This is a genomic window from Paraburkholderia sp. RL17-383-BIF-A, from assembly GCF_046028015.1.
Taxonomy (GTDB): domain Bacteria; phylum Pseudomonadota; class Gammaproteobacteria; order Burkholderiales; family Burkholderiaceae; genus Paraburkholderia.
This window is the reverse complement of sequence record NZ_JARESR010000006.1, coordinates 223,563-248,344: the sequence shown is the minus strand read 5'-3', so window position 1 is coordinate 248,344 and position 24,782 is coordinate 223,563. Positions and strand designations below refer to the sequence as shown.

The following is a 24,782-nucleotide window of genomic DNA, read 5'->3' as shown; positions in this document are numbered from 1 at the left end:
TGTCAGGCGAAGGGTCAGGCGCCAAGCGGACGCACGACTAGCGGTAAATCGCCGTCACCGGCGTTTCACCGAGCCGCGCAAAACCGCGATACATGCCTTCGGTATTGAACGGCAGCGTGACGTTGCCGCGTGCATCCACGGCGATCAGTCCGCCGCGGCCGTCGATTCTCGGCAGGCGGTTCATCACCACGTCGTCGGCCGCTTCCTGCAGCGACACATTGCGGTAGGCCATTTGCGCGGCGACGTCGTACGCCGCGACCATGCGCATGAACATTTCGCCCGAGCCGGTGGTCGAGACGGCGCAGGTCGCGTCGTCCGCATAGCAGCCCGCGCCGATCAGCGGCGTATCGCCGACCCGGCCGACCTGCTTGTTGGTCACACCGCCCGTCGATGTCGCCGCCGCCACGTGACCGTGCTGATCGAGCGCGACCGCGCCGACGGTGCCGAACTTGCGGTTCGGATCGATCGGTTCGTGCGGTGTCGGGTCGTCGTTATTCGCCGACGGTGCGGCGGCCAGCGTCGCGCCGTCGTGATCCAGCATGGCGCGCTGCTGATCGCGCGCGAGCAGCCATTGACGATGGCGCGCTTCGGTATGGAAATACTCGGGCTCGACGAATTCGAGCCCTTGCGCGGCGGCAAATGCTTCCGCGCCTTCGCCTGTAAACAGCACATGCTCGCTGCCTTCGAGCACGCGCCGCGCCGCCAGAATCGGATTGCGCACGCGCTTCACGCAGCAGATCGCGCCGGCGTCGAGGGTGCGGCCGTCCATGATCGCGGCGTCGAGTTCGTGCGTGCCCGCCGCCGTATAAACGGCGCCGCGGCCCGCGTTGAAGAGCGGACAGTCTTCGAGCAGACGCACGGCTTCGCTGACGGCGTCGAGCGCGCTGCCGCCGTCGGCGAGCACGCGCTGGCCGGCGCTCAGCACGGCATGCAAGGCGGCGTGGTATTCGGCTTCGGCGTTAGCCGACATCGACGCGCGCAGGATCGTCCCTGCCCCGCCATGAATGGCAATGACTGCGTTGGAGTTCATCGTTTGGTTTTGCTTGTGCGAGTAGTACGGGCGGTCCGAGTGGTCCGAGTGGTTCGCGTCGCGTTGCGCGCGGGCCGTGCGTTCGTGCCGGCGGATTCGGCTTGCGGGTCGACGAGCCACGGCAGCAGGAATTCGCTGACCTCGGCGGCTGCTTTCACCGAGCGTTTGGCCCGATACGCCACCGCGTCGCACAGCGCTTCGATGACGGCGAGCACGGCCGAATCGGCGTTCGCCGCAAGCCGCCGATCCGCGCGGATGTAGAGCGAAAGGTCGGCGAATTGTGCGAGCGGCGAGCGCGGACTGTCGGTCAGCGCGAGCACGCGAGCGCCACGGCCTGCCGCACGGTGAGCGAGCTCGATCGTGTCTTCGACGTAGCGCGGAAACGCGATGCCTATCACCAGATCGCCCTCGTTGCAGGCAAACAGACGCCGCGCGGCATGCGAAGGTCCGCCCATCAGCGCGAGCGACTGCACGTTGTCGTGATACGGCATCAACCCGTGTTCCATCAGGCCCGCGAGGAACGCGCTCGCGCCGTAGCCGAGCACGAATACGCGGCGCGCGGCGATGATCGCTTCGACGGCGGCTTCGGCCGCGACGCTGTCGATTGCCGTGCGGGTGGCGTGCAGGTTATTGGCGGCCTGTTCGAGCGACGCGTCGACCACGTCGTCACCGGCTGCGAGCGACTCCTGCGCACTGCGCAAACGCTCGACCGGCGCGAGCGTTGCCTCGAAGCCGCGAACCAGCGCCTCGCGAAACTGCGGATAGCCATCGAAACCGAGCGCGCGTGCGAAGCGATTCGCCGTCGCCACCGACGCGCCGACCACGCTGGCCAGTTCGTCGATCCGCATGGTCGCCGCGCGAAACAGATTGGCCAGCACGTATTCGCCCATGCGCCGATGAATCGGCGTCAAGGTCGGCATGGCGGCGGCGATACGCGCGGCGATGGCCTGCTCGGCGGGATTGGTGGCCACGGACGGTTGATGAATCATGCGAGCGGTGCGGTGTCGCCGGCAGGACTTCCCGCCGGGCGTAATGAAAATGAATGAAAGTATATTTACATAGAAATCCCATCAGAAAAAATTCATTTTCATTTTTGAGGGTTTTCACGGATGAACCGCGTCCGAAAGACGCATCCCATCCACGCAGGCGCGCGGCCGCCTGAAAATCGGTTTTCAGCAAACCGCGGCGCTTTGCTCTGGAATGCGCGCGAGCCGCGCCGCCGGCGACATGAAGATGATCAATGCCTGCGCGAGGAAGGCTGCCGCCGCCGCGACCAGACACGCGTCCATGCCCCAGCGCGAACTGATCGCCGCGCCGAGCAATGCGCCGAGCGGCCGCGCGCCGTACGTCGCGGTACTGTTGAGCGCGGACACGCGGCCCATCATCCGTTCAGGCGTGATCGCCTGGCGCAGGGTGGTCGAGCCGACCACCCACAGAATCGGTCCCGCGCCGAGCAGAAAAAAGCTCGACATGGCCAGCCAGAACGACGGCGCAACGAGCGTCGCCACCATCACGAGCGAGGCGAGCAATCCGCACGACGGCCCGATGATCAGCACACGGCCGAACGCAAGGCGTCGCGCAATGGCGGGTGCGGCCAGCGCGCCGCACACCATGCCGACACCGTAGGCGCCGAGCGTCACGCCAACCGCGGAAGCGGTCAGACCCAGCCGATGCACCGCGTAGGGCACGTACACCGCTTGCAGTACGAAGAAGCCGAGGTTGAAGAACACCGCCGTCGCGAGCATGGGACGCAGCAGCGCATCGCGCAGCACGAAACGCGTACCGTCGCGCAGTTCCAGCATGAAGTGTCGCTGCGGCGCCGCCACGCGCGGCGGTTCACGCAAGCCCGCCAGCAACGCGACGGCCAGTGCGGACAGCGCGGCCGCGCAGCCATACGCCCAACCCGCGCCGATCCAGCCGACCAGCAGGCCGCCGAGCGCCGGCCCGGCCGAATACGCCACGCTGCGCGCGAGTTCGAGCCGGCCGTTCGCGCCGGCGTACGCTTCGCGCGGCACGAGCGCGGGCACCAGTGAAGGCGCGGCGACGTTGTAGGCCACCGTGCCGGTCGCGGCGATGAAACCGAGCGCGGCGAGAAGCGGCAGGCTCAGCGCGTGAGTCATGACGAGCAGCAGCACGCACAGCATGGCGAACACGCGCACGCTTTCGGCGAGCGTCATCAGCGTGCGGCGCGAGCGGCGGTCGGCCCAGACGCCGAGCGGTATCGACAGCAACAGGAACGGCAACGTCTGCGCGGTTTGCAACAGGCCCGTGTCGCGCGCGTCGGCGCCGAGTGCGAAGACCGCCACGAGTGGCGCGGCGGCGAGGCTGATCTGCTCGGCGGATTGCGCGACGAGGTTCGACCACGCGAGCCGCCTGAATGCGGCCGGCAAACGCTGCGCGGATGAGGTGGAAGAGTTAGCGAGCATCGATGAACTCCGGCGACGTGAGTGAAGTGAAGCAAAGGCGTTCATCGTGGTCCGACTCGCGCAGCGGGGCGCTCCGCTTCTTGCGGTGTTATTCTTCGCTCGCCATGAATCTCGAAAGCATTCTCTTCACTCAAGGGTTCGGCTCGCGCCGTCAATGCCGCGCGCTGATCGCCGACGCGCGCGTGAGCATCGGCGGCGCAGTCTGCACCGATGCCGACGCCGATTTCCCGATCGGCGACAGCACGTTCTCCTTCAGCGTGGACGGTGTGGTTTGGCCGTATCGCGAGCACGCCTATCTGCTTCTGAACAAGCCGGCGGGCTACGAATGTTCGCGCGATCCGCAGCATCATCTGAGCGTGTTCAGCCTGCTGCCGCCGCAGTTCGCCGAGCGCGGCGTGCAATGCGTGGGACGGCTGGATCAGGACACGACCGGCCTGCTGCTGCTCTCCGACGACGGCAAGTTCGTGCACCTGTTCACCTCGCCCAAACGCAAGGTGCCCAAGGTGTATGTCGCGACCACGCGCCATCCAGTCGACGACGCGCAATTGAGCGCGCTGCGCGACGGCGTGCTGCTGCACGGCGAGGCCAAACCGATTGCCGCTGTGGACGCCCAGGCGCGCGGCGCTCACACGCTCGCGCTCACCGTGATGGAAGGCAAGTATCACCAGGTCAAGCGGATGATCGCGGCAGCGGGCAACCGGTGCGAGGCGCTGCATCGCGAGCGGATCGGCGGACTCGCGTTGCCCGAAGCGCTTGCTCCAGGCGCATGGCAATGGCTCGACGAAACCGACCTCGGATCTTTACGGAGCGGGTAAACCGGTAGTGGCCCTTTAAGGCCTTGATGCAACAGGAAAACGCATGCGCGTCTGTGCACTCAGCGTGCATGCCGCGGACCCAGGCGCTGCGCCGCAGCATGATCTTGCTTACATGTCGCCCTATACTCGTTTAAACAAAGACTTCAAAGAGTTCAGGGAGGGCGCCATGGTTATCCACGACAGCTTTCAGATTTCGTCCGTGATGGTTGCTTTTCTGTGCTTCGGGCTGGTCCTGATCGGCGGATTGCTGGTCATGATGCGGCTGCGGCACAACTATCAGCCGAACCTGATCGGCGCACTGATCGGCGCGATGCTCTGTTTCGTGCTGCTGGAAGCATTGCCTGCGCTGACGTAGGCATCGCGAAGCCGCGCGGCGCCGAGGCAGCGGGCACGGCGCGGGCGGAATTGTCCGGGCGATGCCTGGGAGGATGGCTTTTTGTCGTGCTTTTCTTCCTTCTGTTGCGTGCAGGCCTTCACGCCTTCACGCCTTCACGCCTTCACGCCTTCACGCCTTCACGCAAAAAATCTTCGACGCTCGGATAGCGTAAGCGCACCCTCAATTCCTGTTTGAGACGCCGGTTCAGGAGCCGCCTCGACTCACGCATGAAAGACAGCAAGGTCGGCTCGATCTGCCGCTCCGCTTCGGCCCGCGTAATGCGCGGCGCACGCGGCAGTCCGAACGCATCGGCCACTTCGTCGAAGTACTCGCCCATTTTTAGCGATGAGTCGTCGGACGCGTGGACCACCCGCCCCGGCCGTCCGTGCGTCGCGAGTCGCACGAGGATCGCGGCCAGATCGTCGGCGTGAATGTGATTGGTGTAGACGTCGTCGGCATCGATCAGGGCGGGCGTGCCTCTTTCGAGCCGCGCGAGCGGCAGACGATTGCCCGCATAAATACCCGGAATTCGCGCGATGCTCGCCGCAACACCGCCGCGCGCCGTCGCGCGCCGCAATTGCCGCTCGGCCGAGACACGGCGCTTGGCGCGCGCGTTGGCCGGCTGCGGCACACGCGTCTCGTCGATCCACGCGCCGCCGCAGTCGCCATAGACGCCCGTCGTGCTCGCGTACACCAGGCGCACGGGTGCGTGCGAACCGGCGGTCCGGCGCACCCCGTCGGGTACAATATCGGCTGTTTCAGATCCCGCCCACGAGGCACGAACGCGGCGCAACCGCCCAACTGGCGCCACCATGCCACGCGCGGCCCGTAGCGCTGAAGCGCGGCGCGCGCCTAGCGTAGCGAGCAAGGCGCGGGTACGGCGGTCGTCGTCGCCGGATTTCTGCGGCGGCGCGAGATGCAGCACCGTCGGCGCGAGGCCCGCGAGCCGTTTCAGGCTGCGGCGCACATCGAGATCGCCGACCAGCGGCGTGACGCCCGCCGCGCGAAGTTCGGCGCTGCGCCCGGCATGACTGGTCAGTGCAAAGACGTGCGCGCGCGGTTGTAGCAAGGGCACGCAGCGCATGCCCACATCGCCGCAACCTACGATCAACACACGTGGCCGGCGGAAGTTTCGTGTCGCTTTCATGGTGGACGCATTGTAGCCGTCAAGCGCGACAGGTATCGCGCGGTGGATACGGCGAGTCCGATAACGATTACCGACTTTTCGATTTCGAACACTCTATGGCATTTAACGTCACGCTCCGGCAAACCGGCCGGCAGTTTCAGGTGGAACAGGACGAACCGGTGCTGAGCGCCGCCTTGCGCCAGGGCATCGGCCTGCCCTACGGTTGCAAGAACGGCGCCTGCGGCTCATGCAAGGGCACTGTGGTCAGCGGCGAAATCGAGCAGCGCGCGCATTCGTCGTCGGCTTTGTCGAACGACGAAAAGACGCGCGGCATGGCGCTTTTCTGCTGCGCGACCGCCTGCACCGATCTCGAAGTGGATATTCGCGAAGTGGCCGGCGTCGGCGACGTGCAGGTCAAGAAGCTGCCGTGCCGCGTGAACGCAATCGAGCGCAAGGCCGACGACGTCATCGTGCTGAAGCTGCAATTGCCCGCCAATGAGCGTCTGCAATATCTCGCCGGTCAATACCTGGAATTCATTCTGAAAGACGGCAAGCGTCGCAGCTATTCCATGGCGAATGCACCGCACGCGGAAGGCCCGATCGAATTGCACATCCGTCACATGCCCGGCGGCGCTTTCACCGATCACGTATTCAACACCATGAAAGAGCGCGACATTTTGCGCTTCGAAGCGCCGCTCGGCACGTTCTTCCTGCGCGAAGATTCGGACAAGCCGATCGTGCTGCTCGCGTCGGGTACGGGCTTCGCGCCGCTGAAGGCGATCATCGAACACGCGGTGTTCAAGAACCTGAACCGGCCGATGACGCTTTACTGGGGCGCACGCCGCAAGAAAGATCTGTATCTGCTCGAACTCGCCGAACAATGGGCGCGCGAGATTCCGAACTTCAAGTTCGTGCCGGTGCTGTCGGAGCCGGACGCGAGCGACGCATGGACGGGCCGCGTCGGCTTCGTGCATCGCGCGGTGATCGAAGACTTGCCGGACCTGTCGGCGTATCAGGTGTATGCGTGCGGCGCGCCGGTGATGGTCGAGTCGGCGCAGCGCGATTTCACGCAGCATCATGGACTGCCGGAAGACGAGTTCTACGCGGATTCGTTCACGAGCGCAGCGGATCTGGCCAATCCGGTTTGATGGGAGGGGCATTGGCGCGTGAGCGTCGATGCTCGCCGTGTACGTTTCGGGAAGCGCGGCTATGCAAACAGCCGCGCTTCGCGCATTGATGTTTCGCGGCGACGCATGTCTCGATTCCGAGCTAAACCATGCCCGCCTGACAAGCAGATCAACCCGCCGCCGTCACATCCGCCGTCACATCCGCCGTCACATCTTAGTCAGCCGCACATCCTATAATCGGCAAGCAACATCGCTTCTTTCGGCGGAAGAAATATCCGCCCGACGCAAATTCATGGTTTACACCAGCGCTTTCCTTGTCGTATTCTTTCGCGCATGAACCGCATCCAGTCCGAACTTCGACGTCGCCGCTCGCCGCTTCCCTAGGGACGCCGCTGGCTTCGTCACGGATTCGCGCCACACAAAGGCGCAAGCTGTTCGAATCATGAAAGCCACGGCATGCCGTGGCTTTTCTGTTTTTCCGGCTCTTATTTCGTAGTTGGCCAACTTCATCCACCCTTCCCCCCGCTGTCTGGAGCCTGCCGTCATGAATTTCAATGAGTATCCGATCGAGTCGCTGATGTACATCACGAACCGGCCCGAAATCGTTTTCACGCACGGCAAAGGCTCGTGGCTCTACGACAACAACGGCAAGCGATATCTGGACTTCATCCAGGGCTGGGCGGTGAACAGTCTCGGTCACTGCAACGACGGCATGATCGAAGCGCTGAACAAACAGGCGCAATTGCTCATCAACCCGTCGCCGGCCTTCTACAACGAGCCGATGGCAAAACTTGCCGGCCTGCTCACCCAGCACAGCTGCTTCGACAAGGTGTTCTTCGCGAACAGCGGCGCCGAAGCCAACGAAGGCGCAATCAAGCTCGCGCGCAAGTGGGGCAAGAAGTTCAAGGACGGCGCGTTCGAGATCATCACGTTCGACCACAGCTTCCACGGCCGTACGCTCGCCACCATGTCGGCCAGCGGCAAGCCCGGCTGGGACACGATCTACGCACCGCAAGTGCCGGGCTTTCCGAAGGCGGACCTGAACGACATCGCGTCGGTCGAGAAGCTCATCAACGCGAAAACCGTTGCCGTCATGCTCGAACCGATCCAGGGCGAAGGCGGCGTGATTCCCGCCACGCGCGAGTTCATGCAGCAACTGCGCGAGCTGACGAAAATGCACAACCTGCTGCTGATCGTCGACGAAGTGCAAAGCGGCTGCGGCCGCGCGGGCACGCTGTTCGCGTACGAGTTGTCGGGCATCGAGCCGGACATCATGACGCTCGGCAAGGGCATCGGCGGCGGCGTGCCGCTCGCGGCGCTGCTCTCGAAGGCAGAGGTCGCCATTTTCGAAGCGGGCGACCAGGGCGGCACCTACAACGGCAATCCGTTGATGACGGCAGTCGGCTACTCGGTGATCTCGCAGCTCACCGCACCGGGCTTCCTCGAAGGCGTGCGGGCGCGCGGCGAATATCTGCGCTCGAAACTGCTGGAGTTGTCGGAAGAACGCGGCTTCAAGGGCGAACGTGGTGAAGGCCTGCTGCGCGCGCTGCTGCTCGGCAAGGATATCGGCAACCAGATCGTCGAAAAGGCGCGCGACATGCAGCCTGACGGCCTGCTGCTGAACGCGGCGCGTCCGAACCTGCTGCGCTTCATGCCGGCGCTGAATGTGACCACCGAAGAAATCGACCAGATGATGGCGATGCTGCGTTCGATTCTCGACACGCTGTAATCGACCCGGACCGCGTATATGACGTCGAGCGCAACATTATCGATCCGATGCTTCGACGCGAGCGACACCGATGCGGTGGTCACGCTGTGGCAACAAGCCTTCCCGGAGTATCGGGACGTCACGAAGCCGCAGCGCAATCCGCATCTGTCGATCGCCAACAAGCTGGCGACGCAGCCGGAGCTGTTCTTTGTCGCCGTGCTCGGCGAACGCATCGTCGGCACGGTGATGGGCGGCTACGACGGCCATCGCGGCTGGCTGTATTCGCTCGCGGTGGATGAGTCGCTGCGCCGTCATGGAATCGGCACGCGTCTCATCGCGCATGTCGAAAACGCGCTGACTCAGCGTGGCTGTCCGAAGCTGAATCTGCAGGTTCTATCCGCGAAGGCCGACGTGCGCGCGTTTTACGAGGCGCTCGGTTATCGCGCCGACGCGGTGATCAGTCTCGGCAAACGCCTGGGTGGAACTGGCGGATCCTGCGGCCGCCAACGCCTAGATTAGCGTTACGCCCAATGAAAAAGGTCGCATGCGAAAACGCATGCGACCTTTTTTCATATGCACAGCAAACTAACCGGGCTTATTCACCCAGATAAGCCGCCCGCACCTTCGGATCATCCAGCATCTGCTTCGCGTCACCCGACATCGTGACCAGACCCGAGTCCATCACGTAGCCGCGGTTCGCCGCCTGCAACGCGAGACGCGCGTTCTGCTCGACCAGCAGCACGGTCATGCCTTCAGCCGAAATCGCCCGCACCACTTCGAAGATCTTCTCGACCATGATCGGCGACAGACCCATCGACGGTTCGTCCAGCAGCAACAGCTTGGGACGCGAGATGATCGCTCGCGCCATGGCCAGCATCTGCTGTTCGCCGCCCGAGAGCGTGCCCGCGTATTGCGTGGCGCGTTCTTTCAGACGCGGGAAGAAGCCGAACATGCGATCCACGTCTGCCTTGATGCCGTCCGTGTCGGTACGCAGATAAGCGCCCATCTGCATGTTCTCGACGATCGACATGCGCGCGAAGATGCCGCGCCCTTCTGGCACCATCGCGAGACCGCGCTTGAGCAACAGGTGCGGCGGAATGCCCTTGATCGACTCGCCCATGTACTCGATGTCGCCGATCGTGTACGGCTTCAGCCCCGTGATCGCCTTCATCGTCGTGGTCTTGCCCGCGCCGTTCGCGCCGATCAGCGTGACCAGTTCGCCCTGCGCGACTTCGAGATCGATGCCCTTGACTGCCTGAATGCCGCCGTAATTGACCTGCAGGCCCTTGATTTTCAACATTGCCGTTGCCATTAGTGGACCCCCGCACCCAGATAAGCTTCGATCACCTTCGGATCCTTCTGCACGTCCTGCGGCAGACCCTGAGCAATCACCTTGCCGTAGTCGAGCACCGTCATCTGGTTGCACAGACCCATCACGAGTTTCACGTCGTGTTCGATCAGCAGGATCGTCTTGCCGTCGGCGCGGATCTTGTCGAGCAGCTTGGTCAGCTCGACCTTTTCCGTCGCGTTCATGCCGGCAGCCGGTTCGTCCAGCGCGAGCAGCTTCGGATCCGTTGCCAATGCGCGGGCGATTTCCAGACGGCGCTGGTGACCGTACGACAGATTGCGCGACGTGTAGTCCGCGTACTGCGCAATGCCGACGTACTCCAGCAGTTCGATCGCGCGTTCCTTGATTTCACGCTCTTCCTTGCGCTCCGCGGGCGTCTGGAACACCGCGCCCAGCAGACCGTGCTTCGTGCGCACGTGGCGCCCGACCATCACGTTTTCCAGCGCGGTCATGCCGCCAAAGAGGCGGATGTTCTGGAACGTACGCGCAATGCCCGCCTTCGCCACCTGATACACAGCGGTCGGCGTGTACGGCGTGCCGTCGAGCTTGAACTCGCCCGAATCCGGCGTGTACAGGCCCGTGATCACATTAAAGAAGGTGGTCTTGCCGGCGCCGTTCGGGCCGATCAGACCGTAAATCTGGCCCGACTTGATCTCGAGACCGACATCGGACAGCGCCTGCAAACCGCCGAAGCGTTTGTTCACGCCTTTGACGGACAGTCGAATGTTATCGCTCATATTTATTCTCCCAGTCCGTTAGGCCCGCACCGGCTTCTTGCCGTTACGCTTCGACAGTTTCGCGATCTTGTCTTCATGCTTGGGCGACGGCCACAAGCCTTCGGAGCGGTACAGCATGATCAGCACCATGGCGAGTGCGTAGACCAGCTGACGGATCACTTCCGTATCGACGATTTCGTGGCCGAAGATCATGTTCTGCAGCGGACCCATCGTCGAGCGCAGGAATTCCGGCAGCACCGCGAGCAGCACCGCGCCGAGAATCACGCCCGGGATGTGACCCATACCGCCCAGCACCACGCACGCCAGCACCACGATCGATTCCGGCAGCGTGAACGATTCCGGCGACACGAAGCCCTGGAACGAACCGAACATCGCGCCCGACAGGCCGCCGAACGACGCGCCCATCGCGAAAGCCAGCAGCTTCACGTTACGGGTGTTGATGCCCATTGCCTTGGCGGCGATTTCGTCTTCGCGGATCGCGGCCCATGCACGGCCGATACGCGAGTGCTGCAAACGCGTACACACCCAGATCACCAACAGCGCGGCGAGCACGAACAGGTAGTAGTACGAGTAGACCGACGGGAACTGGAAGCCGAACAGCGAGTGCGTCTGCGCGAGGCTGAAGTCGCCCACGTGCACCGGGTCGATCGCCGTGATCCCCTTCGGGCCGTTGGTGATGTTCACCGGACGGTCGAGGTTGTTCAGGAAGATCCGCACGATTTCCCCGAAGCCCAACGTCACGATGGCGAGGTAGTCGCCCCGCAGACGCAGCGTCGGTGCGCCGAGAATCACGCCGAAGAACGCGGCAACCGCCATCGCACAAGGCACGATGATGAGGAACGGCACATGCAGGCCATTCGGCGCGAGATGCGCGATCCACTCGAACTGCGACGCCAGGTGCGGTGAGCTCAGCAACGCGGACGTATAGGCGCCGACCGCGTAGAACGCGATGTAGCCCAGGTCGAGCAGGCCGGCGAAGCCGACCACCACATTGAGGCCGAGCGCGAGCATCACGTACAGCATCGCGAAGTCGAGCACGCGGACCCAGTAGTTGCCGCCTGCCGTGCCGATGATCATCGGCGCCGCGATCACGAAGATCGCGGTGATGATGCCCACCGTCAGCGTCTTGGTGAGGTTCTTCTCAGGGATGAGCGTCGTGGACGGCTCGATCGGTTGAATTGAGGTCATGTTTGCTTTCTCCCAGGATCAGGCGCGATCCGCAACGCGTTCGCCGAGCAGGCCCGACGGACGGAACACCAGCACGATGATCAGCACGATAAAGGCGAACACGTCCTGATAGTTACTACCGAACACACCGCCGGTGAGGTTGCCGATATAGCCGGCGCCAAGCTGTTCGATCAGGCCCAGAATCACGCCGCCGACCATCGCGCCGCCGAGATTGCCGATACCGCCGAGCACCGCCGCGGTAAAGGCCTTCAGGCCGGGGATGAAGCCCATATAGAAGTGTGCGTTGCCGTATTCCGACGCGATCATCACGCCGGCCAGAGCGGCAAGCGCCGAGCCGATCATGAAGGTGGCCGAGATCACGAAGTTCGGGTTCACGCCCATCAGCGACGCGTTACCCGGGTTCTCGGCGATCGCCCGCATCGCACGGCCGAGCTTGGTCTTGTGAACCAGCAGCAGCAGGCCGCCCATCACGAGGAACGCCACCACGATGATCACGATTTCGGTCATCGAGATCACGGCGCCAGGCGTCGTGTCCGTGGCCTTGATCACGTTCAGCGGGTCGGTGGGCAACAGCTGCGGGAACGGCAGCGGATTGCGCGACCAGATCATCATGGCCAGTGTCTGCAGCAGGATCGACACGCCGATCGCCGTGATCAGCGGGGCGAGACGCGGTGCTTTACGCAACGGCCGGTAGGCCACGCGCTCGATCGTGTAACCGACCGCCGCGCACACAATGGCCGCGATGATCAGTGCGATGACGAGCGTCGGCACATTGCCGAGGCCGGGGAAGTGGTTCTGCAGCACGCCTATGGCTGAGAGCGCAACCATCGCGCCCACCATCAACACATCGCCGTGAGCGAAGTTGATGATGCCCAGAATGCCGTAAACCATCGTATAGCCCAGTGCGATGATGGCGTAAACGCTGCCAAGCACCAGCCCGTTGAGAACCTGCTGGATGAAGATATCCATTTAATGCTCCTTAGCCCGTGCGACTGGATTCGCGTTCTTCATCAGCCGGTGGGCGGTGATGCGGTACGCCAATCTCAACTGCACTGCGGGTACTGATGTAAAAGACCGGTAAGGGTTATCCGCTGCCGGTTCGCCTTGGCGACTGGATGACAGTCGCGGGCTCGCCTTGGGCGGATGCAAAAACGGCACCGTTGGGTGGTTTCGGTGCCGTCAGGCTGAACGTCCCGTCATCACATCTTCACGACGTCGAGGACCGTTTTTTTACCGTCCTTGAAGTCGTAAAGCGTAATGGCGCCCTCTTTCAAATCACCCTTGTCGTCGAACGCGATGTGACCGATTAACCCGTTGTAATCGGTCGACGGCATCGCAGCCAGCACCTTGGGCGCCTCGATCGAATTAGCGCGCTTCATTGCATCGACAATCACGTACACAGCGTCATACGTGAACGGTGCGTAAATCTGCACCGGTGTGTGGAAGCGGTCCTCGTACTTCTTTTCGAAGTCCGCTCCCTTGTCCATCTTCGAAAGCGCGAGGCCCGCTTCCGAACAGACCAGGTTTTGCACGGCGGTTCCCGCCAGCTCACCCACCTTGTCGGTACACACACCGTCGCCGCCAAGGATTTTTGCCCTGATACCGAGCGCTGCCGCCTGCTTCGTAAACGGCCCGCCCGTCGCGTCCATGCCGCCGAACATGATCACGTCCGGCTGAACACTCTTGATCTTTGTGAGGATGGCCCGGAAATCCGTGGCCCGGTCGTTCGTCGCTTCCCGCGCGACGATCTTCGCTCCGCTCGCCTGTACGGTCTTCGCGAATTCGTCCGCGAGCCCCTTACCGTAGGCGGTTGCATCGTCCACTACCGCGATGCGTTTGGCGCCCAACGCCTTCGTGGCGTAATCGGCGAGCGCCGGACCTTGCTGCGCGTCGGTGGCGACGACCCGGTAGGTCGTCTTGAAACCCTGCTGCGTGTACGCCGGATTCGTCGACGACGGCGAGATCTGCACGATGCTGGCATCGCTATAGATCTTCGAAGCCGGAATCGACACGCCCGAATTCAGGTGACCGACCACCGCCACCACATGATCGTCGACCAGCTTTTGCGCGACCGCCGTGCCCGTTTTAGGGTCCGCGGCGTCGTCTTGCGCATCCAGCACCAACTGGATCTTGTGGCCGTCAATGGTCAAACCCTGCGTATTGATTTCCTCGACCGCCAGACGCGCGCCGTTTTCGTTGTCCTTACCGAGATGCGCAATCCCGCCCGTCAAAGGGGCCGCATGACCGATCTTCACGATAGTCGCTTCAACAGCGGGTGCCGATACCGCCTTCCCCGCCGATGCACCCGCTCCCGCCTCGCCATCCTGTTTCTTGCCGCACGCAGTCAACAACACGACCGCGGCCGCGATGGACACGGCGTAAGCAAACTTGACTCGCATTAAGTAGGTCTCCTGCGCCTTGCAAAATCTATTGTTCGGGGACCCTAAGGCCTTGAGAACGCGCGCATTGTAACTCCAATTTTGCGACGGGCAATATTGTTGAACCGGTGGGGTTTTCCTGCATTGCAACCTTATTTTGAGAACGAAACCCACCAAAAGGCGCAACCCGGTTGCGACTGTTTTTCGTGCATCAGTTGCACCATCGTCGCACCCAATGGCATCAAGTGTTGCGGCGAATTTCCTGCACGCCCGATTTCACCGAGCCTCGCGTTAGGTATTACGTTTCTACCGATATCGAGATACACGCACTATCTTAGTGCGTCAAAAAAACACGTAGTCCGCTTGCCCCCTATAAAACGGGGCCGCATCACAGTTAAAGGTATAAAAATTCGGATCACATTTCAAAGAAATTTGTGTGAGAGGACACCAAAACAGGCTGAAACCGATGATCTGACACCTTTATTCTTACGTGCTGTCCGAGGTTCGGACATAAAAAAAGCGCGCCCTTGGGCGCGCTTTTCTTTCAGCAGTCAGCGGATTGTCAGGCTGGCAGACCCAAACCACGCGGCAGCGGAAATGCGATGTTCTCCTCGATGCCTTCCAGCGCGCGCACGTTGCGCACGCCGAGCTCACGCAGACGGGCGATCACCGCTTGCGCCAGCACCTCCGGCGCCGAGGCGCCAGCCGTGACACCAATGCGGCGCTTGCCTTCGACCCACACCGGGTCGATCTGATCGGGCGAGTCCACCATATAAGCAGGCACCCCGAGCTTTTCGGCCAACTCGCGCAGCCGGTTGGAATTCGAGCTATTCGGGCTGCCGACCACAATCACGACGTCGCACTGCGGCGCCATGAACTTCACCGCATCCTGGCGGTTTTGCGTGGCGTAGCAGATATCCTGCTTTTTCGGTTCGCGGATGGACGGGTATTTGGCCTTCAAGGCGTTGATGATCTGCGCGGCGTCGTCAACCGACAGGGTGGTTTGCGTAACGAAGGCGATCCGCTCGGGATCGGCCAACTGCAACGCCTGCACGTCTTCGATGTCTTCCACCAGATGCATGCCCTCGCCCGCCTGGCCCATCGTGCCTTCCACTTCAGGATGACCCTTGTGGCCGATCATGACGATGTCGAAACCGTCCTGGCGCATCTTCGCGACTTCGATATGCACCTTGGTCACGAGCGGACACGTAGCGTCGTACACACGCAGCCCGCGAGTCTCGGCCTCGGAACGCACAGCCTTCGACACGCCATGCGCGCTGAAAATGACCGTATTGCCGGCCGGCACCTCTTCCAGCCGCTCAATAAAGATCGCACCCTTCTTGCGCAGATCCTCGACTACATAGGCGTTGTGGACGATTTCATGACGCACGTAGATCGGCGAGCCATGGAGCTTGATAGCCCGCTCGACGATCTCGATCGCCCGGTCGACGCCGGCGCAGAACCCGCGCGGCTGCGCCAGCAGGATCTCGGTTTCAGCAAGAGTCGTGTCCGTGATGCTCATGTTTACAGAATCCCGATGATTTTCACTTCGAACGCCAGCGTCTGGCCGGCAAGCGGGTGGTTGAAATCGAACAGGGCCGACGTTTCGCCGACTTCTTTCAGGACGCCCGCGTAACGACCGCCACCCGGCGCGTTGAATTCGACCAGATCACCCGGCGAAAAATCCTCGCCGATCATGCTGTTTTCTCGCAGCGTGGCGAGCGAAACGCGTTGGATCAATTCCGGATTGCGGGGACCGAACGCCTGGTCCGGCGCTAGCTGAAAGGTCGAATGGTGGCCGACCTTCAAACCCAGCAGAATATCTTCCAGCGGCGGCGCCAGCTGGCCCGCGCCGAGCAGCAGTGTGGCCGGCTTGTCGCTGAAGGTACTGATGACTTCGGCGCCATCGGCAAGGGAAAGCCGGTAGTGAAGCGTCACGTGTGAACCGGGTTTCACTTCGGAAATGTCGATGATGCTCATGCAATGCTCGCTCAGTCGAAGCGCGCTGCACGCGTGCGCCGCTGGCGCAGTCGACGCGTGTGGCAAACCGTCGGGGTGCCGTGCGCAAAGCGCCTATTGTAAGCCACATAGCGGGCGGCGGCTTGCGCGCGTCGCGCGCATTGCCGCGCGGCCGCAGCGCAGGGCCATGCCCCAAACCCCAAGCGGAGGACACTATATATATGGCAGATCACGCCACCCTGATTGACGATGCACCCGTTGTCACGACCGCACACAACCCCGAACTGCCCGACCCGGAGGCTTGCGGCTCGCCTGCGGCGAGGCCGCTAGTGCGAGGTAAATGGCTTAAAAACGACATGCCGCGCGAGCGGCTGATCGAACAGGGGCCCGGCGTGCTGTCGGATACCGAGATGATCGTGCTGATACTGGGCTCGGGACTGCCGGGCCACGACGTTTTCAATGTCGCGCGTGCGTTGCTGAACCGCTTCGGCTCGCTGCGCGCGATGCTCGATGCGACCTACACGGACTTCGACGGCCTGCGCGGCATTGGCCCGGCGAAAAAAGCACAGCTGCTCGCCATCATGGAAATGGCGCGACGCTCGCTAGTCGGTAAAATGCGCACGCGCTCGCTGATGAATTCGCCCGAAGCCGTGGAAAGCTACCTGCGCCTGCTGATCGGTGGCCGTGCGCAGGAGGTTTTCGTGTCGCTTTTTCTCGACGCCCGGCATCGGCTGATTCGCTGCGAAGAAAGCGCCCAGGGCACGCTCACGCGCATGGCGGTGTATCCGCGAGAAATCGTGAGGCGCGCACTGTGCCTGAATGCGGCCAGCCTGATCGTCGCGCATAATCACCCTTCGGGCGCCGTCCAGCCAAGCGCAAGCGACTGCCGGTTGACGCACACACTGCGCGACGCCCTCACGCTGATCGATGTGCAACTGGTCGATCATCTGGTGATCGGCGCCGACAGCGTCTACTCCTTCGCCCGTGCTGGCTGGCCGTGACACGGCACGAACCGGGTCGCGCAGAGGTCGCGCCATATGCGGCATCGCAAATAAGGTTTGATTTTGCGGCTTTTTTTCTGCTAGAATTCCGGTTTGCCTATTTCCAACCCCCTGTTCCGAAGCCACCAAGGCGTTCCGGAAAGGAAACGTGTCTAAAGTTGTATCAACAACTCGGCGCGGCTCTTTTCGGGAAACTTTCACGGCGTTCGAACTCAGAATTAGCGTATTAGGAGTGCTCTCATGGCACGCGTATGCCAAGTAACTGGGAAAGCGCCGATGAGCGGCAACAACGTTTCCCACGCGAACAACAAAACCAAGCGCCGGTTCCTGCCGAACCTGCAAAACCGCCGTATTTGGGTGGAAAGCGAAAACCGTTGGGTGCGTCTGCGCGTTTCGAACGCCGGCCTGCGCCTGATCGACAAGAACGGTATCGACGCTGTGCTCGCAGATCTGCGCGCACGCGGTGAAGCCTAAGGAGTAAATCATGGCGAAAGGCGCACGCGACAAGATCAAGTTGGAATCGACCGCAGGCACGGGTCACTTCTATACGACGACGAAGAACAAACGCAACATGCCGGAAAAGATGCTGATCAAGAAGTTTGATCCGGTCGTCCGTAAGCACGTTGAGTACAAGGAAACCAAGATCAAGTAAGTCTTGGCTCCTGCCTGACGAAGGCAAAAGACATGCAGAAAAGCCTCGCACTCGTGCGAGGCTTTTTTGTTTTTGGCTGCCGTCTTTGTCCTGGTCTTTGCGTTGCCGCATCTCCATTTGCGTCGCCGTCTCTCCATATTCTCCCACGCGAACAGTCTTATGCCGTTCGGCCAGCTTTCCCTCGTCCGTCGCGGCGCGTATCCTTTCTCGTTTTAGCGGCGAGCGAATTGCACGCCGTCAACGCAAAACGAAAGACGGAGATGTAGGCAATGGAATTCGATGTGGCGATTGTCGGTAGCGGTCTGGCGGGGTTGAGCGTGGCGCTCAATCTTGCGCAGAACCGGCGCGTTGCAGTGGTCGCCAAGCGATCGATGACCGAAGGCGCGAGCGACTGGGCGCAGGGCGGCATCGCGGCGGTTCTGGACTCGGCGGACAGCATTGAGAATCACGTCAGCGATACGCTGATCGCCGGTGGCGGCCTGTGCGACGAGGCGGCAACGCGCTTTATCGTCGAACATGGGCGTGCCGCGATCGAATGGCTGATCGCGCAAGGCGTGCCGTTCACCAAAGACGACGCCGCCGAGCTCGGCTTCCACCTCACGCGCGAAGGCGGCCATAGCCATCGCCGGATCATTCATGCAGCAGACGCCACGGGCCATGCGGTAGTGGCCACGCTCAGCGAGCGGGTGCGCCGTCATCCGAACATCACACTGCTCGAGGATCACTACGCAATCGACCTCATCACGTCCGACCGCCTCGGTTTGCCAGGACGGCGCTGTCACGGCCTTTACGCGCTCGATCTGCAAAGCGGCCGCACCGTCACGATCGAGGCGCCGCATACCGTGCTCGCCACTGGCGGCGCCGGCAAGGTGTATCTCTACACCACGAATCCCGACACCGCGACCGGCGACGGCATTGCGATGGCGTGGCGGGCCGGTTGCCGCGTGTCGAATATGGAGTTCATCCAGTTCCATCCGACCTGCCTGTTTCATCCATATGCGAAGTCGTTTCTGATTTCGGAAGCAGTACGCGGCGAAGGCGGCATTCTCAAACTGCCGGACGGCACGCGCTTCATGCCGAACCACGACGAACGCGCCGAACTCGCGCCGCGCGATATCGTCGCGCGGGCGATCGACTTCGAAATCAAGAAGCGTGGCATTGATTGCGTGTATCTGGACATCAGCCATCAACCGCCGGAATTCCTGCGTGAACACTTCCCGACAATTCTGGCGCGCTGCCTGGAATTCGGCATCGACATCACCAGGGAAGCGATTCCGGTCGTGCCGGCCGCGCACTACACGTGCGGCGGCGTCGTAACCGATCTGGCAGGACGCACTGACCTGGCCGGGCTCTATGCCGTCGGCGAAACGTCGTGCACGGGCCTGCATGGCGCGAACCGGCTTGCCAGTAATTCGCTGCTGGAGTGCCTCGTGACCGGACGCTCCGCAGCACAGGCTATCGAAGAAGAAGGTTTTAGCGCCGCCGTCCATGCGCCGCTGCCGGATTGGGACGAGAGCCGCGTGTCCGATCCGGACGAAGAAGTCGTGGTTGCGCACAACTGGGACGAACTGCGCCGGCTGATGTGGAATTACGTCGGCATCGTACGGACCGACAAGCGCCTCGCACGAGCCAAGCACCGGCTCGCCCTGCTGCGTGACGAGATCCACGAGTATTACGCGAACTTCAAGGTGAGCCGCGACCTGCTCGAATTGCGCAATCTGGTCGATGTAGCGTCGTTGATCGTCGAGGGCGCGCGTTCGCGGCGTGAGAGCCGCGGCTTGCACTTCAGCCGTGACTGGCCGGCGACATTGCCCAAAGCGCTGCCGACGGTGCTCTCGCCGGAGCATGTCCGCAACCGCAACGTGTGACTGGGGTGAGCTGAAACGAAAAGGCCATCGCCGGGGTGATGCGGCGATGGCCTTTTTGCGATTCTCTACAACCGGCTGCGTTCGAACGTCAGACGATCCGCATCGAGTAATCCGTTGCGCGCACGTCTTTGGTCAGCGCGCCGATCGACACACGATCAACACCGGTTTCCGCAATCGTGCGCACCGCATCGAAGTTCACACCGCCCGACACCTCCAGCACCGCTCGCCCTGCCGTAATGCGCACTGCTTCGCGCATCGCATCGAACGAAAAATTGTCCAGCAGAATGGATTGCGCGAGATGCGACAGCGCAGTTTCCAGTTGCGCGAGCGTCTCGACTTCGATCTGGATCGACACACCGGCATTCAGAGCCAGCGCCGCGTCCATGGCCGCGCCCACGCCGCCAGCCGCGGCAATGTGGTTTTCCTTGATGAGAATGCCGTCGTACAGCGCGAGACGTTGATTCGCCCCGCCGCCCACGCGAACCGCGTATTTCTGTGCGAGCCGCAAGCCCGGCAACGTCTTGCGCGTATCGAGTACGCGCGTTCGCGTGTGAGCGATGGCGTCGACATAACGGCGTGTCGCGCTTGCCACGCCCGAGAGCAATTGCAGGAAGTTCAGCGCGTTGCGTTCCGCCGTCAACAATGCGCGCACGGGTCCGCGCATTTCACAGACCGTTGTATCGGCCTTCATGGCGTCGCCTTCACGATAGCGCCACTGGACTTCGATACGCGGATCGACCTGGCGCATCACCGCGTTGAACCACGGCACGCCGCATAGCACCGCATCCTCACGCACGATGATGCGCGCGTCGCGCACTTCTTCCGCGGGAACGAGCCGGCCCGTCTGGTCGCCCGCGCCGACGTCTTCGGCCAGTGCATCGGCGACGTTGCGCGCCAATGCGGCGTCGAATGCCGCACCGTACTGCGCCTGAATTTCAGCGAACAGCGGCGACACCGCGTCGACTTGATTGCGCTCAACCGCCCCCATTACGCTGCTCCCACATTCGAATACAGTTGGGTGTCGCGTGCAAGATCGCCGCTCGCCTGCACGCGCTTCTTGTGACGCGCCGCGAAGTCCAGCATCCGGTCGATCGGCAAACGCGCCCGCTCGCCGATCGCACGATCGACGAAAATCTCGTTGTGCCCGCGCTCGAGCACATCGGCCAGATTGGCGAGGCCATTCATCGCCATCCACGGGCAGTGCGCGCAACTCTTGCAGGTCGCGCTATTGCCGGCGGTCGGCGCGGCAATCAAGGTCTTGCCGGGCGCGGCGAGCTGCATTTTGTGCAAGATGCCGAGATCGGTCGCTACGATGAAATGCGTCGCGTCGAGTTTCTGCGCGGCGTCGATCAACTGCGTGGTCGAGCCGACCACATCCGCCTGCGCAACGACGTTGGCTGGCGACTCCGGGTGGACCAACACTTTCGCGCCCGGATATTCGGCGCGCAGCAAATCGAGTTCGATGCCCTTGAATTCGTCGTGCACCAGACACGAACCTTGCCATAGCAGCATGTCCGCGCCAGTCTTGTTCTGGATATAACTGCCGAGGTGGCGGTCTGGCGCCCAGATGATCTTTTCGCCGCGCGCGTGCAGATCGGCAACGATCTCCAGCCCGATCGACGACGTCACCATCCAGTCAGCGCGCGCCTTCACGGCAGCGCTCGTGTTCGCATAGACGACCACGGTGCGATCCGGGTGCGCGTCGCAAAAAGCCGAGAATTCATCGACCGGACAGCCCAGATCGAGCGAGCAGGTCGCATCCAGGTCCGGCATCAGAATGCGCTTATCCGGACTCAGAATTTTCGCCGTCTCGCCCATGAATCGCACACCCGCGACGACGAGCGTTTGCGCCTCATGATCACGCCCGAAGCGCGCCATCTCCAGCGAATCGGCCACGCAGCCGCCGGTCTCGTCGGCAAGCTCCTGTAATTCCGCGTCGACATAATAGTGCGCGACAAGCACCGCTTTCTCGCGCTCGAGCAATGCGCGGATGCGTGCCTTCAGCGCCACCTTCTGTTCCGCCGACGGCATGTCGGGCACCTTCGCCCACGCCTGCCCGATTCCGCAGGTTGTGCCCTGCGCCTGCGGCCGGTCGTATTCGACGGTCCTGATCGCCTGCTGATCCATGATCTCCTCTGCCTTCGCTCTGCCGCCGCGGACTATCAATCGCGTGTCGTTGCAGTTTCCGCGGCCCAAAAAGCAAAACCCCGCCAACGCGGGGTTTTGTGACGTACTGAGATTTTAATGGATTTCGCTATCAGGCATAACGACGCAATCTCATCGCGAACTCTTGCAGCGCTTTAATGCCGCTTTGCTCAGCGCGATGACACCAGTCCTGCAACTGGATCAGCAACTGATCGCGCGATGCATTGGAGCGTTCCCACATGGCGGCCAACTCATTGCGCATGTCGATATACGTCTTGAGTTTCTGGCTGCTCGCGAAAATTTGCGGCAGTTGGCGCTTCTGCGGTTCGTCGAGACCGGCTTCTTCCTTGTGGAACCAGCTACGCGCACCGCGCATGAGCTGATATTTTTCGCGCGCACCGACTTCCTTCAAATGCGCCAACTCCTGACGATAGGCGCGCTTGAGCGCCTTGCCGTAACGCGCCATGACTTCGTAGCGGTTGGCCAGCACGGCTTGCAGCGTGTCCTGATCGAGCACCAGCTTACCCGTGGTCAGGCGCGGCGTAGGCGCAACCTTCTTCACCTTGGCCAGACGGAACGCCGACAGGATACGGATGTACATCCAGCCGATATCGAACTCATACCATTTGTTCGACAGCTTGGCCGACGTCGCATACGTGTGATGATTGTTATGCAGTTCTTCACCGCCGATGATGATGCCCCACGGGAAAATGTTGGTGCTGGCATCCGACGAATTGAAGTTGCGGTAGCCCCAGAAGTGCGCAAGGCCATTGACCACGCCGGCAGCCCAGAACGGGATCCACACCATTTGCACGGCCCAGATCGTCAGACCGACGACGCCGAACAGCGCGACGTTCAGCACCATCATCAGGCTCACGCCGAGGATCGGGTACTTGGTGTAGACGTTACGCTCCATCCAGTCGTTCGGCGTGCCGTGACTGAACTTGCGCATCGTTTCTTCGTTTTTCGCTTCGGTGCGATACAGTTCCGCGCCTTCGAGCAGCACCTTCCAGATGCCGCGCGTTTGCGGGCTGTGCGGATCTTCTTCCGTCTCGCATTTGGCGTGGTGCTTACGGTGAATCGCAGCCCATTGGCCGGTCAACATGCCCGTGGTCATCCACAGCCAGAAACGGAAAAAATGACTGACGACCGGATGCAGCTCCAGCGCGCGGTGCGCCTGGCAGCGATGCAGATAGACCGTCACGCCGATGATCGTGATGTGCGTCGCGACCAGCGTGTACAGCACGAGTTGCCACCACGAGAAGTGCAACACACCGTGGGCAAGAAAATCGAGCAAAGAATTCAACAAGGCAATTTACCTGTGGAACGAGAGGTACGAGATACACGCAAATTGCGCGTGTCAAGAAAGTGAAAGCATACAGCGGGATTGGACGTTATTCTACTGGAACCGTTCCAAGTGTTTGTAACAAATAGGGATTTTTTGTGCAGCATCAACAGAAGCCGCGCCCCCAAGGTCTCTCCGGGACCCGGCGGCGCGCTCGAAGTGCCCGTCAGTGGGCGCTGTCCGCCTGATCGACCGATGAGTCGGTCATTGTTACCGGATGCGGCATGCCGTCGCGCACGTTGCCGACGATTCGCACTTCGCGCTGAGCGAACGGAATCGAGATGTCGTGCTCGGAGAACAGTCGCCAGATATTGCGATTGATGGCCGAGCGCACGCCCGAGGTCCCGGTGGCCGCGTCCTCGATCCAGAAACCCAGTTCGAGGTTGATGCCGTCCGCGCCGAAATTCGCCAGATACGGGGTCGGCGCCGGCTCCTGCAGCACCCGCGGCACGTCGGCGGCGGCCTGCGCGAGCAGCGCCATGGCCTGCTCGACATTGCACGTGTACGCGACCTGCACGGCCACCTTCGCGTAGCCGCGCGTCAGATATGACGACTGGTTCTGCACCACGTCGGTAATCAGTTTCTCGTTCGGGATCAAGGTTTCGATGCCGTCGAGCCCACGCACCACGGTGTAGCGTGTGCGGATCTGCGTGACCATGCCCTGCAGGCCGCTCACGTTGATCGTGTCGCCAATGCGCAGGGACCGGTCGATCAGGATGATGAATCCCGACACGTAGTTGCTGGCGATCTTCTGCAGACCGAAGCCCAGCCCAACACCCAGCGCGCCGCCGAACACGCCCAGCACGGTAATATCGATGCCGACCAGCGACAGACTGATCAGCACAGCCGCCAGTACGAATGCCGCCCGGCCCACCCGCGCCACCACCACTTTCAGATTGGCGTCGAGCGTTTTCGAGCGCATCAGGCGGTCTTCGAACGCGGATCCGAGCCACATCGCGACGATCATCGTCACGCATACCCACAGCAGGCCCGTGATGAGCGAGAGCAGCGTCATGTGCGCGTTGGCGACGCGGAACTGAACGCTCCCCATCCACGCAATCACGTCGTCCTGGATGCCGATGACGGTCAGCACCATGCCGAACCAGACGATCAGCGAGACGATCTTCTCGACGAGGAAGAGCCACGGATGAGTCTCGCCGTCATGGCTGAAAACCCGCCGCGCGAAGAAAAACACAATGTAAATCAAGCCGATGCCGAACAGCGGCACCAGGGCCAGATCGAGCAGCGCAGTGTGCATGAACTGCCCGGTGATCGATCGCGCGAGCCAGACGAGGCTCGCACCAATCAACGGAAAAAAGGCGCGGTTCAGGCTTTCCGCGCCGAAGCGCAAGGTCTGGTAACGCGTCTGACGACGCAGATCCAGCGCGCGGCGCAGCAGGCGGGCGAGCAGCCACGCGATCGCCAGCGTCCCGAGCAGGACGCCGACTTGCCACAGCATGACCGGCTGACCGAAGTCGCGCGCGAGGTCGCTGAACATATGAGGAAAAAGACGGTTTTGCATGATGTCGCTGAACTCGCCGACGCCCTGCCGG

At 62.2% G+C, this 24,782-nt stretch carries 23 protein-coding genes and 1 pseudogene; 9 read left to right on the top strand and 15 right to left on the bottom strand.

Annotation, left to right across the window (positions count from 1 at the left end; genetic code table 11):
* Positions 1 to 37: 37 nt before the first annotated feature.
* The 3 genes from P0D71_RS10005 to P0D71_RS09995 all read right to left on the bottom strand — a co-directional run bounded on the left by P0D71_RS10005 (position 38) and on the right by P0D71_RS09995 (position 3,456).
* Entirely contained in the window at positions 38 to 1,030 is a 993-nt protein-coding gene (locus tag P0D71_RS10005; RefSeq protein ID WP_408479841.1) for an isoaspartyl peptidase/L-asparaginase family protein, read from the bottom strand.
* Positions 1,027 to 2,019 (bottom strand): MurR/RpiR family transcriptional regulator, encoded by a 993-nt coding sequence (locus tag P0D71_RS10000; protein ID WP_408185232.1) that lies wholly within the window; start codon positions 2,017 to 2,019, stop codon positions 1,027 to 1,029. The genes P0D71_RS10005 and P0D71_RS10000 overlap by 4 nt, the downstream gene beginning before the upstream one ends.
* 183 nt (positions 2,020 to 2,202) lie before the next feature.
* The gene (locus P0D71_RS09995) at positions 2,203 to 3,456 is read right to left on the bottom strand and encodes an MFS transporter (protein WP_408479840.1); all 1,254 of its coding nucleotides are present in this window, start codon (positions 3,454 to 3,456) and stop codon (positions 2,203 to 2,205) included.
* 104 nt (positions 3,457 to 3,560) lie between these two features.
* On the opposite strand from P0D71_RS09995, the gene P0D71_RS09990 reads away from it, so the two are divergent.
* Together P0D71_RS09990 and P0D71_RS09985 are read left to right on the top strand one after the other, a co-directional pair.
* Positions 3,561 to 4,271, top strand: coding sequence for a pseudouridine synthase (locus tag P0D71_RS09990; RefSeq protein WP_091801055.1), 711 nt, complete (start codon positions 3,561 to 3,563; stop codon positions 4,269 to 4,271).
* Between the two features lie 166 nt (positions 4,272 to 4,437).
* Positions 4,438 to 4,626 carry a hypothetical protein gene (locus tag P0D71_RS09985; RefSeq protein WP_091799746.1) on the top strand — a complete coding sequence of 63 codons (189 nt, stop codon included), beginning with the start codon at positions 4,438 to 4,440 and terminating at the stop codon, positions 4,624 to 4,626.
* Between the two features lie 142 nt (positions 4,627 to 4,768).
* On the opposite strand, the gene P0D71_RS09980 is transcribed toward P0D71_RS09985, so the two are convergent.
* The gene (locus P0D71_RS09980; RefSeq protein WP_408479839.1) at positions 4,769 to 5,794 is read right to left on the bottom strand and encodes an NAD-dependent epimerase/dehydratase family protein; all 1,026 of its coding nucleotides are present in this window, start codon (positions 5,792 to 5,794) and stop codon (positions 4,769 to 4,771) included.
* Positions 5,795 to 5,889: 95 nt separating this feature from the next.
* Between P0D71_RS09980 and P0D71_RS09975 the strand changes: the two genes are divergently transcribed.
* The 3 genes and pseudogenes from P0D71_RS09975 (at position 5,890) to P0D71_RS09965 (ending at position 9,122) form a co-directional block, all read left to right on the top strand.
* Positions 5,890 to 6,921 carry a CDP-6-deoxy-delta-3,4-glucoseen reductase gene (locus P0D71_RS09975; protein WP_091799741.1) on the top strand — a complete coding sequence of 344 codons (1,032 nt, stop codon included), beginning with the start codon at positions 5,890 to 5,892 and terminating at the stop codon, positions 6,919 to 6,921.
* Positions 6,922 to 7,444: 523 nt separating this feature from the next.
* Positions 7,445 to 8,629: an acetylornithine transaminase gene (locus P0D71_RS09970; RefSeq protein ID WP_408479838.1), complete on the top strand. Its 1,185-nt coding sequence runs from the start codon at positions 7,445 to 7,447 to the stop codon at positions 8,627 to 8,629.
* 18 nt (positions 8,630 to 8,647) lie between these two features.
* Positions 8,648 to 9,122: pseudogene (locus P0D71_RS09965) on the top strand (GNAT family acetyltransferase).
* A gap of 81 nt (positions 9,123 to 9,203) precedes the next feature.
* Here P0D71_RS09965 and P0D71_RS09960 read toward each other — a convergent pair.
* The 7 genes from P0D71_RS09960 to P0D71_RS09930 form a co-directional block, all read right to left on the bottom strand.
* Positions 9,204 to 9,920 (bottom strand): ABC transporter ATP-binding protein, encoded by a 717-nt coding sequence (locus P0D71_RS09960; protein ID WP_011489615.1) that lies wholly within the window; start codon positions 9,918 to 9,920, stop codon positions 9,204 to 9,206.
* Positions 9,920 to 10,693, bottom strand: a complete 774-nt coding sequence (locus P0D71_RS09955) for an ABC transporter ATP-binding protein (RefSeq protein ID WP_091799729.1) — start codon at positions 10,691 to 10,693, stop codon at positions 9,920 to 9,922. The genes P0D71_RS09960 and P0D71_RS09955 overlap by 1 nt, the downstream gene beginning before the upstream one ends.
* 18 nt (positions 10,694 to 10,711) lie before the next feature.
* A complete protein-coding gene (locus P0D71_RS09950; protein WP_091799727.1) occupies positions 10,712 to 11,881 on the bottom strand; it encodes a branched-chain amino acid ABC transporter permease in 1,170 nt (389 codons plus the stop codon).
* 18 nt (positions 11,882 to 11,899) lie between these two features.
* The gene (locus P0D71_RS09945) at positions 11,900 to 12,850 is read right to left on the bottom strand and encodes a branched-chain amino acid ABC transporter permease (RefSeq protein WP_091799725.1); all 951 of its coding nucleotides are present in this window, start codon (positions 12,848 to 12,850) and stop codon (positions 11,900 to 11,902) included.
* A gap of 230 nt (positions 12,851 to 13,080) precedes the next feature.
* Positions 13,081 to 14,280: a branched-chain amino acid ABC transporter substrate-binding protein gene (locus tag P0D71_RS09940; RefSeq protein WP_408479837.1), complete on the bottom strand. Its 1,200-nt coding sequence runs from the start codon at positions 14,278 to 14,280 to the stop codon at positions 13,081 to 13,083.
* Between the two features lie 541 nt (positions 14,281 to 14,821).
* Complete coding sequence (gene ispH / locus P0D71_RS09935; RefSeq protein ID WP_091799721.1) at positions 14,822 to 15,781, bottom strand: 4-hydroxy-3-methylbut-2-enyl diphosphate reductase; 960 nt, start codon at positions 15,779 to 15,781, stop codon at positions 14,822 to 14,824.
* A 2-nt stretch (positions 15,782 to 15,783) separates the two neighbouring features.
* Positions 15,784 to 16,239 carry an FKBP-type peptidyl-prolyl cis-trans isomerase gene (locus P0D71_RS09930; RefSeq protein ID WP_091799719.1) on the bottom strand — a complete coding sequence of 152 codons (456 nt, stop codon included), beginning with the start codon at positions 16,237 to 16,239 and terminating at the stop codon, positions 15,784 to 15,786.
* Positions 16,240 to 16,439: 200 nt separating this feature from the next.
* Between P0D71_RS09930 and radC the strand changes: the two genes are divergently transcribed.
* The 4 genes from radC (at position 16,440) to nadB (ending at position 19,739) form a co-directional block, all read left to right on the top strand.
* Positions 16,440 to 17,219, top strand: a complete 780-nt coding sequence (radC, locus tag P0D71_RS09925; RefSeq protein WP_408479872.1) for a RadC family protein — start codon at positions 16,440 to 16,442, stop codon at positions 17,217 to 17,219.
* Positions 17,220 to 17,459: 240 nt separating this feature from the next.
* Positions 17,460 to 17,693: a 50S ribosomal protein L28 gene (rpmB, locus tag P0D71_RS09920; RefSeq protein WP_007180631.1), complete on the top strand. Its 234-nt coding sequence runs from the start codon at positions 17,460 to 17,462 to the stop codon at positions 17,691 to 17,693.
* Between the two features lie 10 nt (positions 17,694 to 17,703).
* Positions 17,704 to 17,871 (top strand): 50S ribosomal protein L33, encoded by a 168-nt coding sequence (rpmG, locus tag P0D71_RS09915; RefSeq protein WP_007180630.1) that lies wholly within the window; start codon positions 17,704 to 17,706, stop codon positions 17,869 to 17,871.
* A gap of 269 nt (positions 17,872 to 18,140) precedes the next feature.
* Positions 18,141 to 19,739: an L-aspartate oxidase gene (gene nadB, locus P0D71_RS09910; RefSeq protein ID WP_408479836.1), complete on the top strand. Its 1,599-nt coding sequence runs from the start codon at positions 18,141 to 18,143 to the stop codon at positions 19,737 to 19,739.
* Between the two features lie 88 nt (positions 19,740 to 19,827).
* On the opposite strand, the gene nadC is transcribed toward nadB, so the two are convergent.
* The 4 genes from nadC to P0D71_RS09890 form a co-directional block, all read right to left on the bottom strand.
* Positions 19,828 to 20,727: a carboxylating nicotinate-nucleotide diphosphorylase gene (nadC, locus tag P0D71_RS09905; protein ID WP_408479835.1), complete on the bottom strand. Its 900-nt coding sequence runs from the start codon at positions 20,725 to 20,727 to the stop codon at positions 19,828 to 19,830.
* Complete coding sequence (nadA, locus tag P0D71_RS09900; protein WP_091799708.1) at positions 20,727 to 21,866, bottom strand: quinolinate synthase NadA; 1,140 nt, start codon at positions 21,864 to 21,866, stop codon at positions 20,727 to 20,729. Before nadA ends, nadC begins: the two co-directional genes overlap by 1 nt.
* 130 nt (positions 21,867 to 21,996) lie before the next feature.
* Entirely contained in the window at positions 21,997 to 23,193 is a 1,197-nt protein-coding gene (locus tag P0D71_RS09895) for a DesA family fatty acid desaturase (protein ID WP_408185238.1), read from the bottom strand.
* A 202-nt stretch (positions 23,194 to 23,395) separates the two neighbouring features.
* Positions 23,396 to 24,751 (bottom strand): mechanosensitive ion channel family protein, encoded by a 1,356-nt coding sequence (locus P0D71_RS09890; RefSeq protein ID WP_408479834.1) that lies wholly within the window; start codon positions 24,749 to 24,751, stop codon positions 23,396 to 23,398.
* Between the last annotated feature and the right edge of the window lie 31 nt (positions 24,752 to 24,782).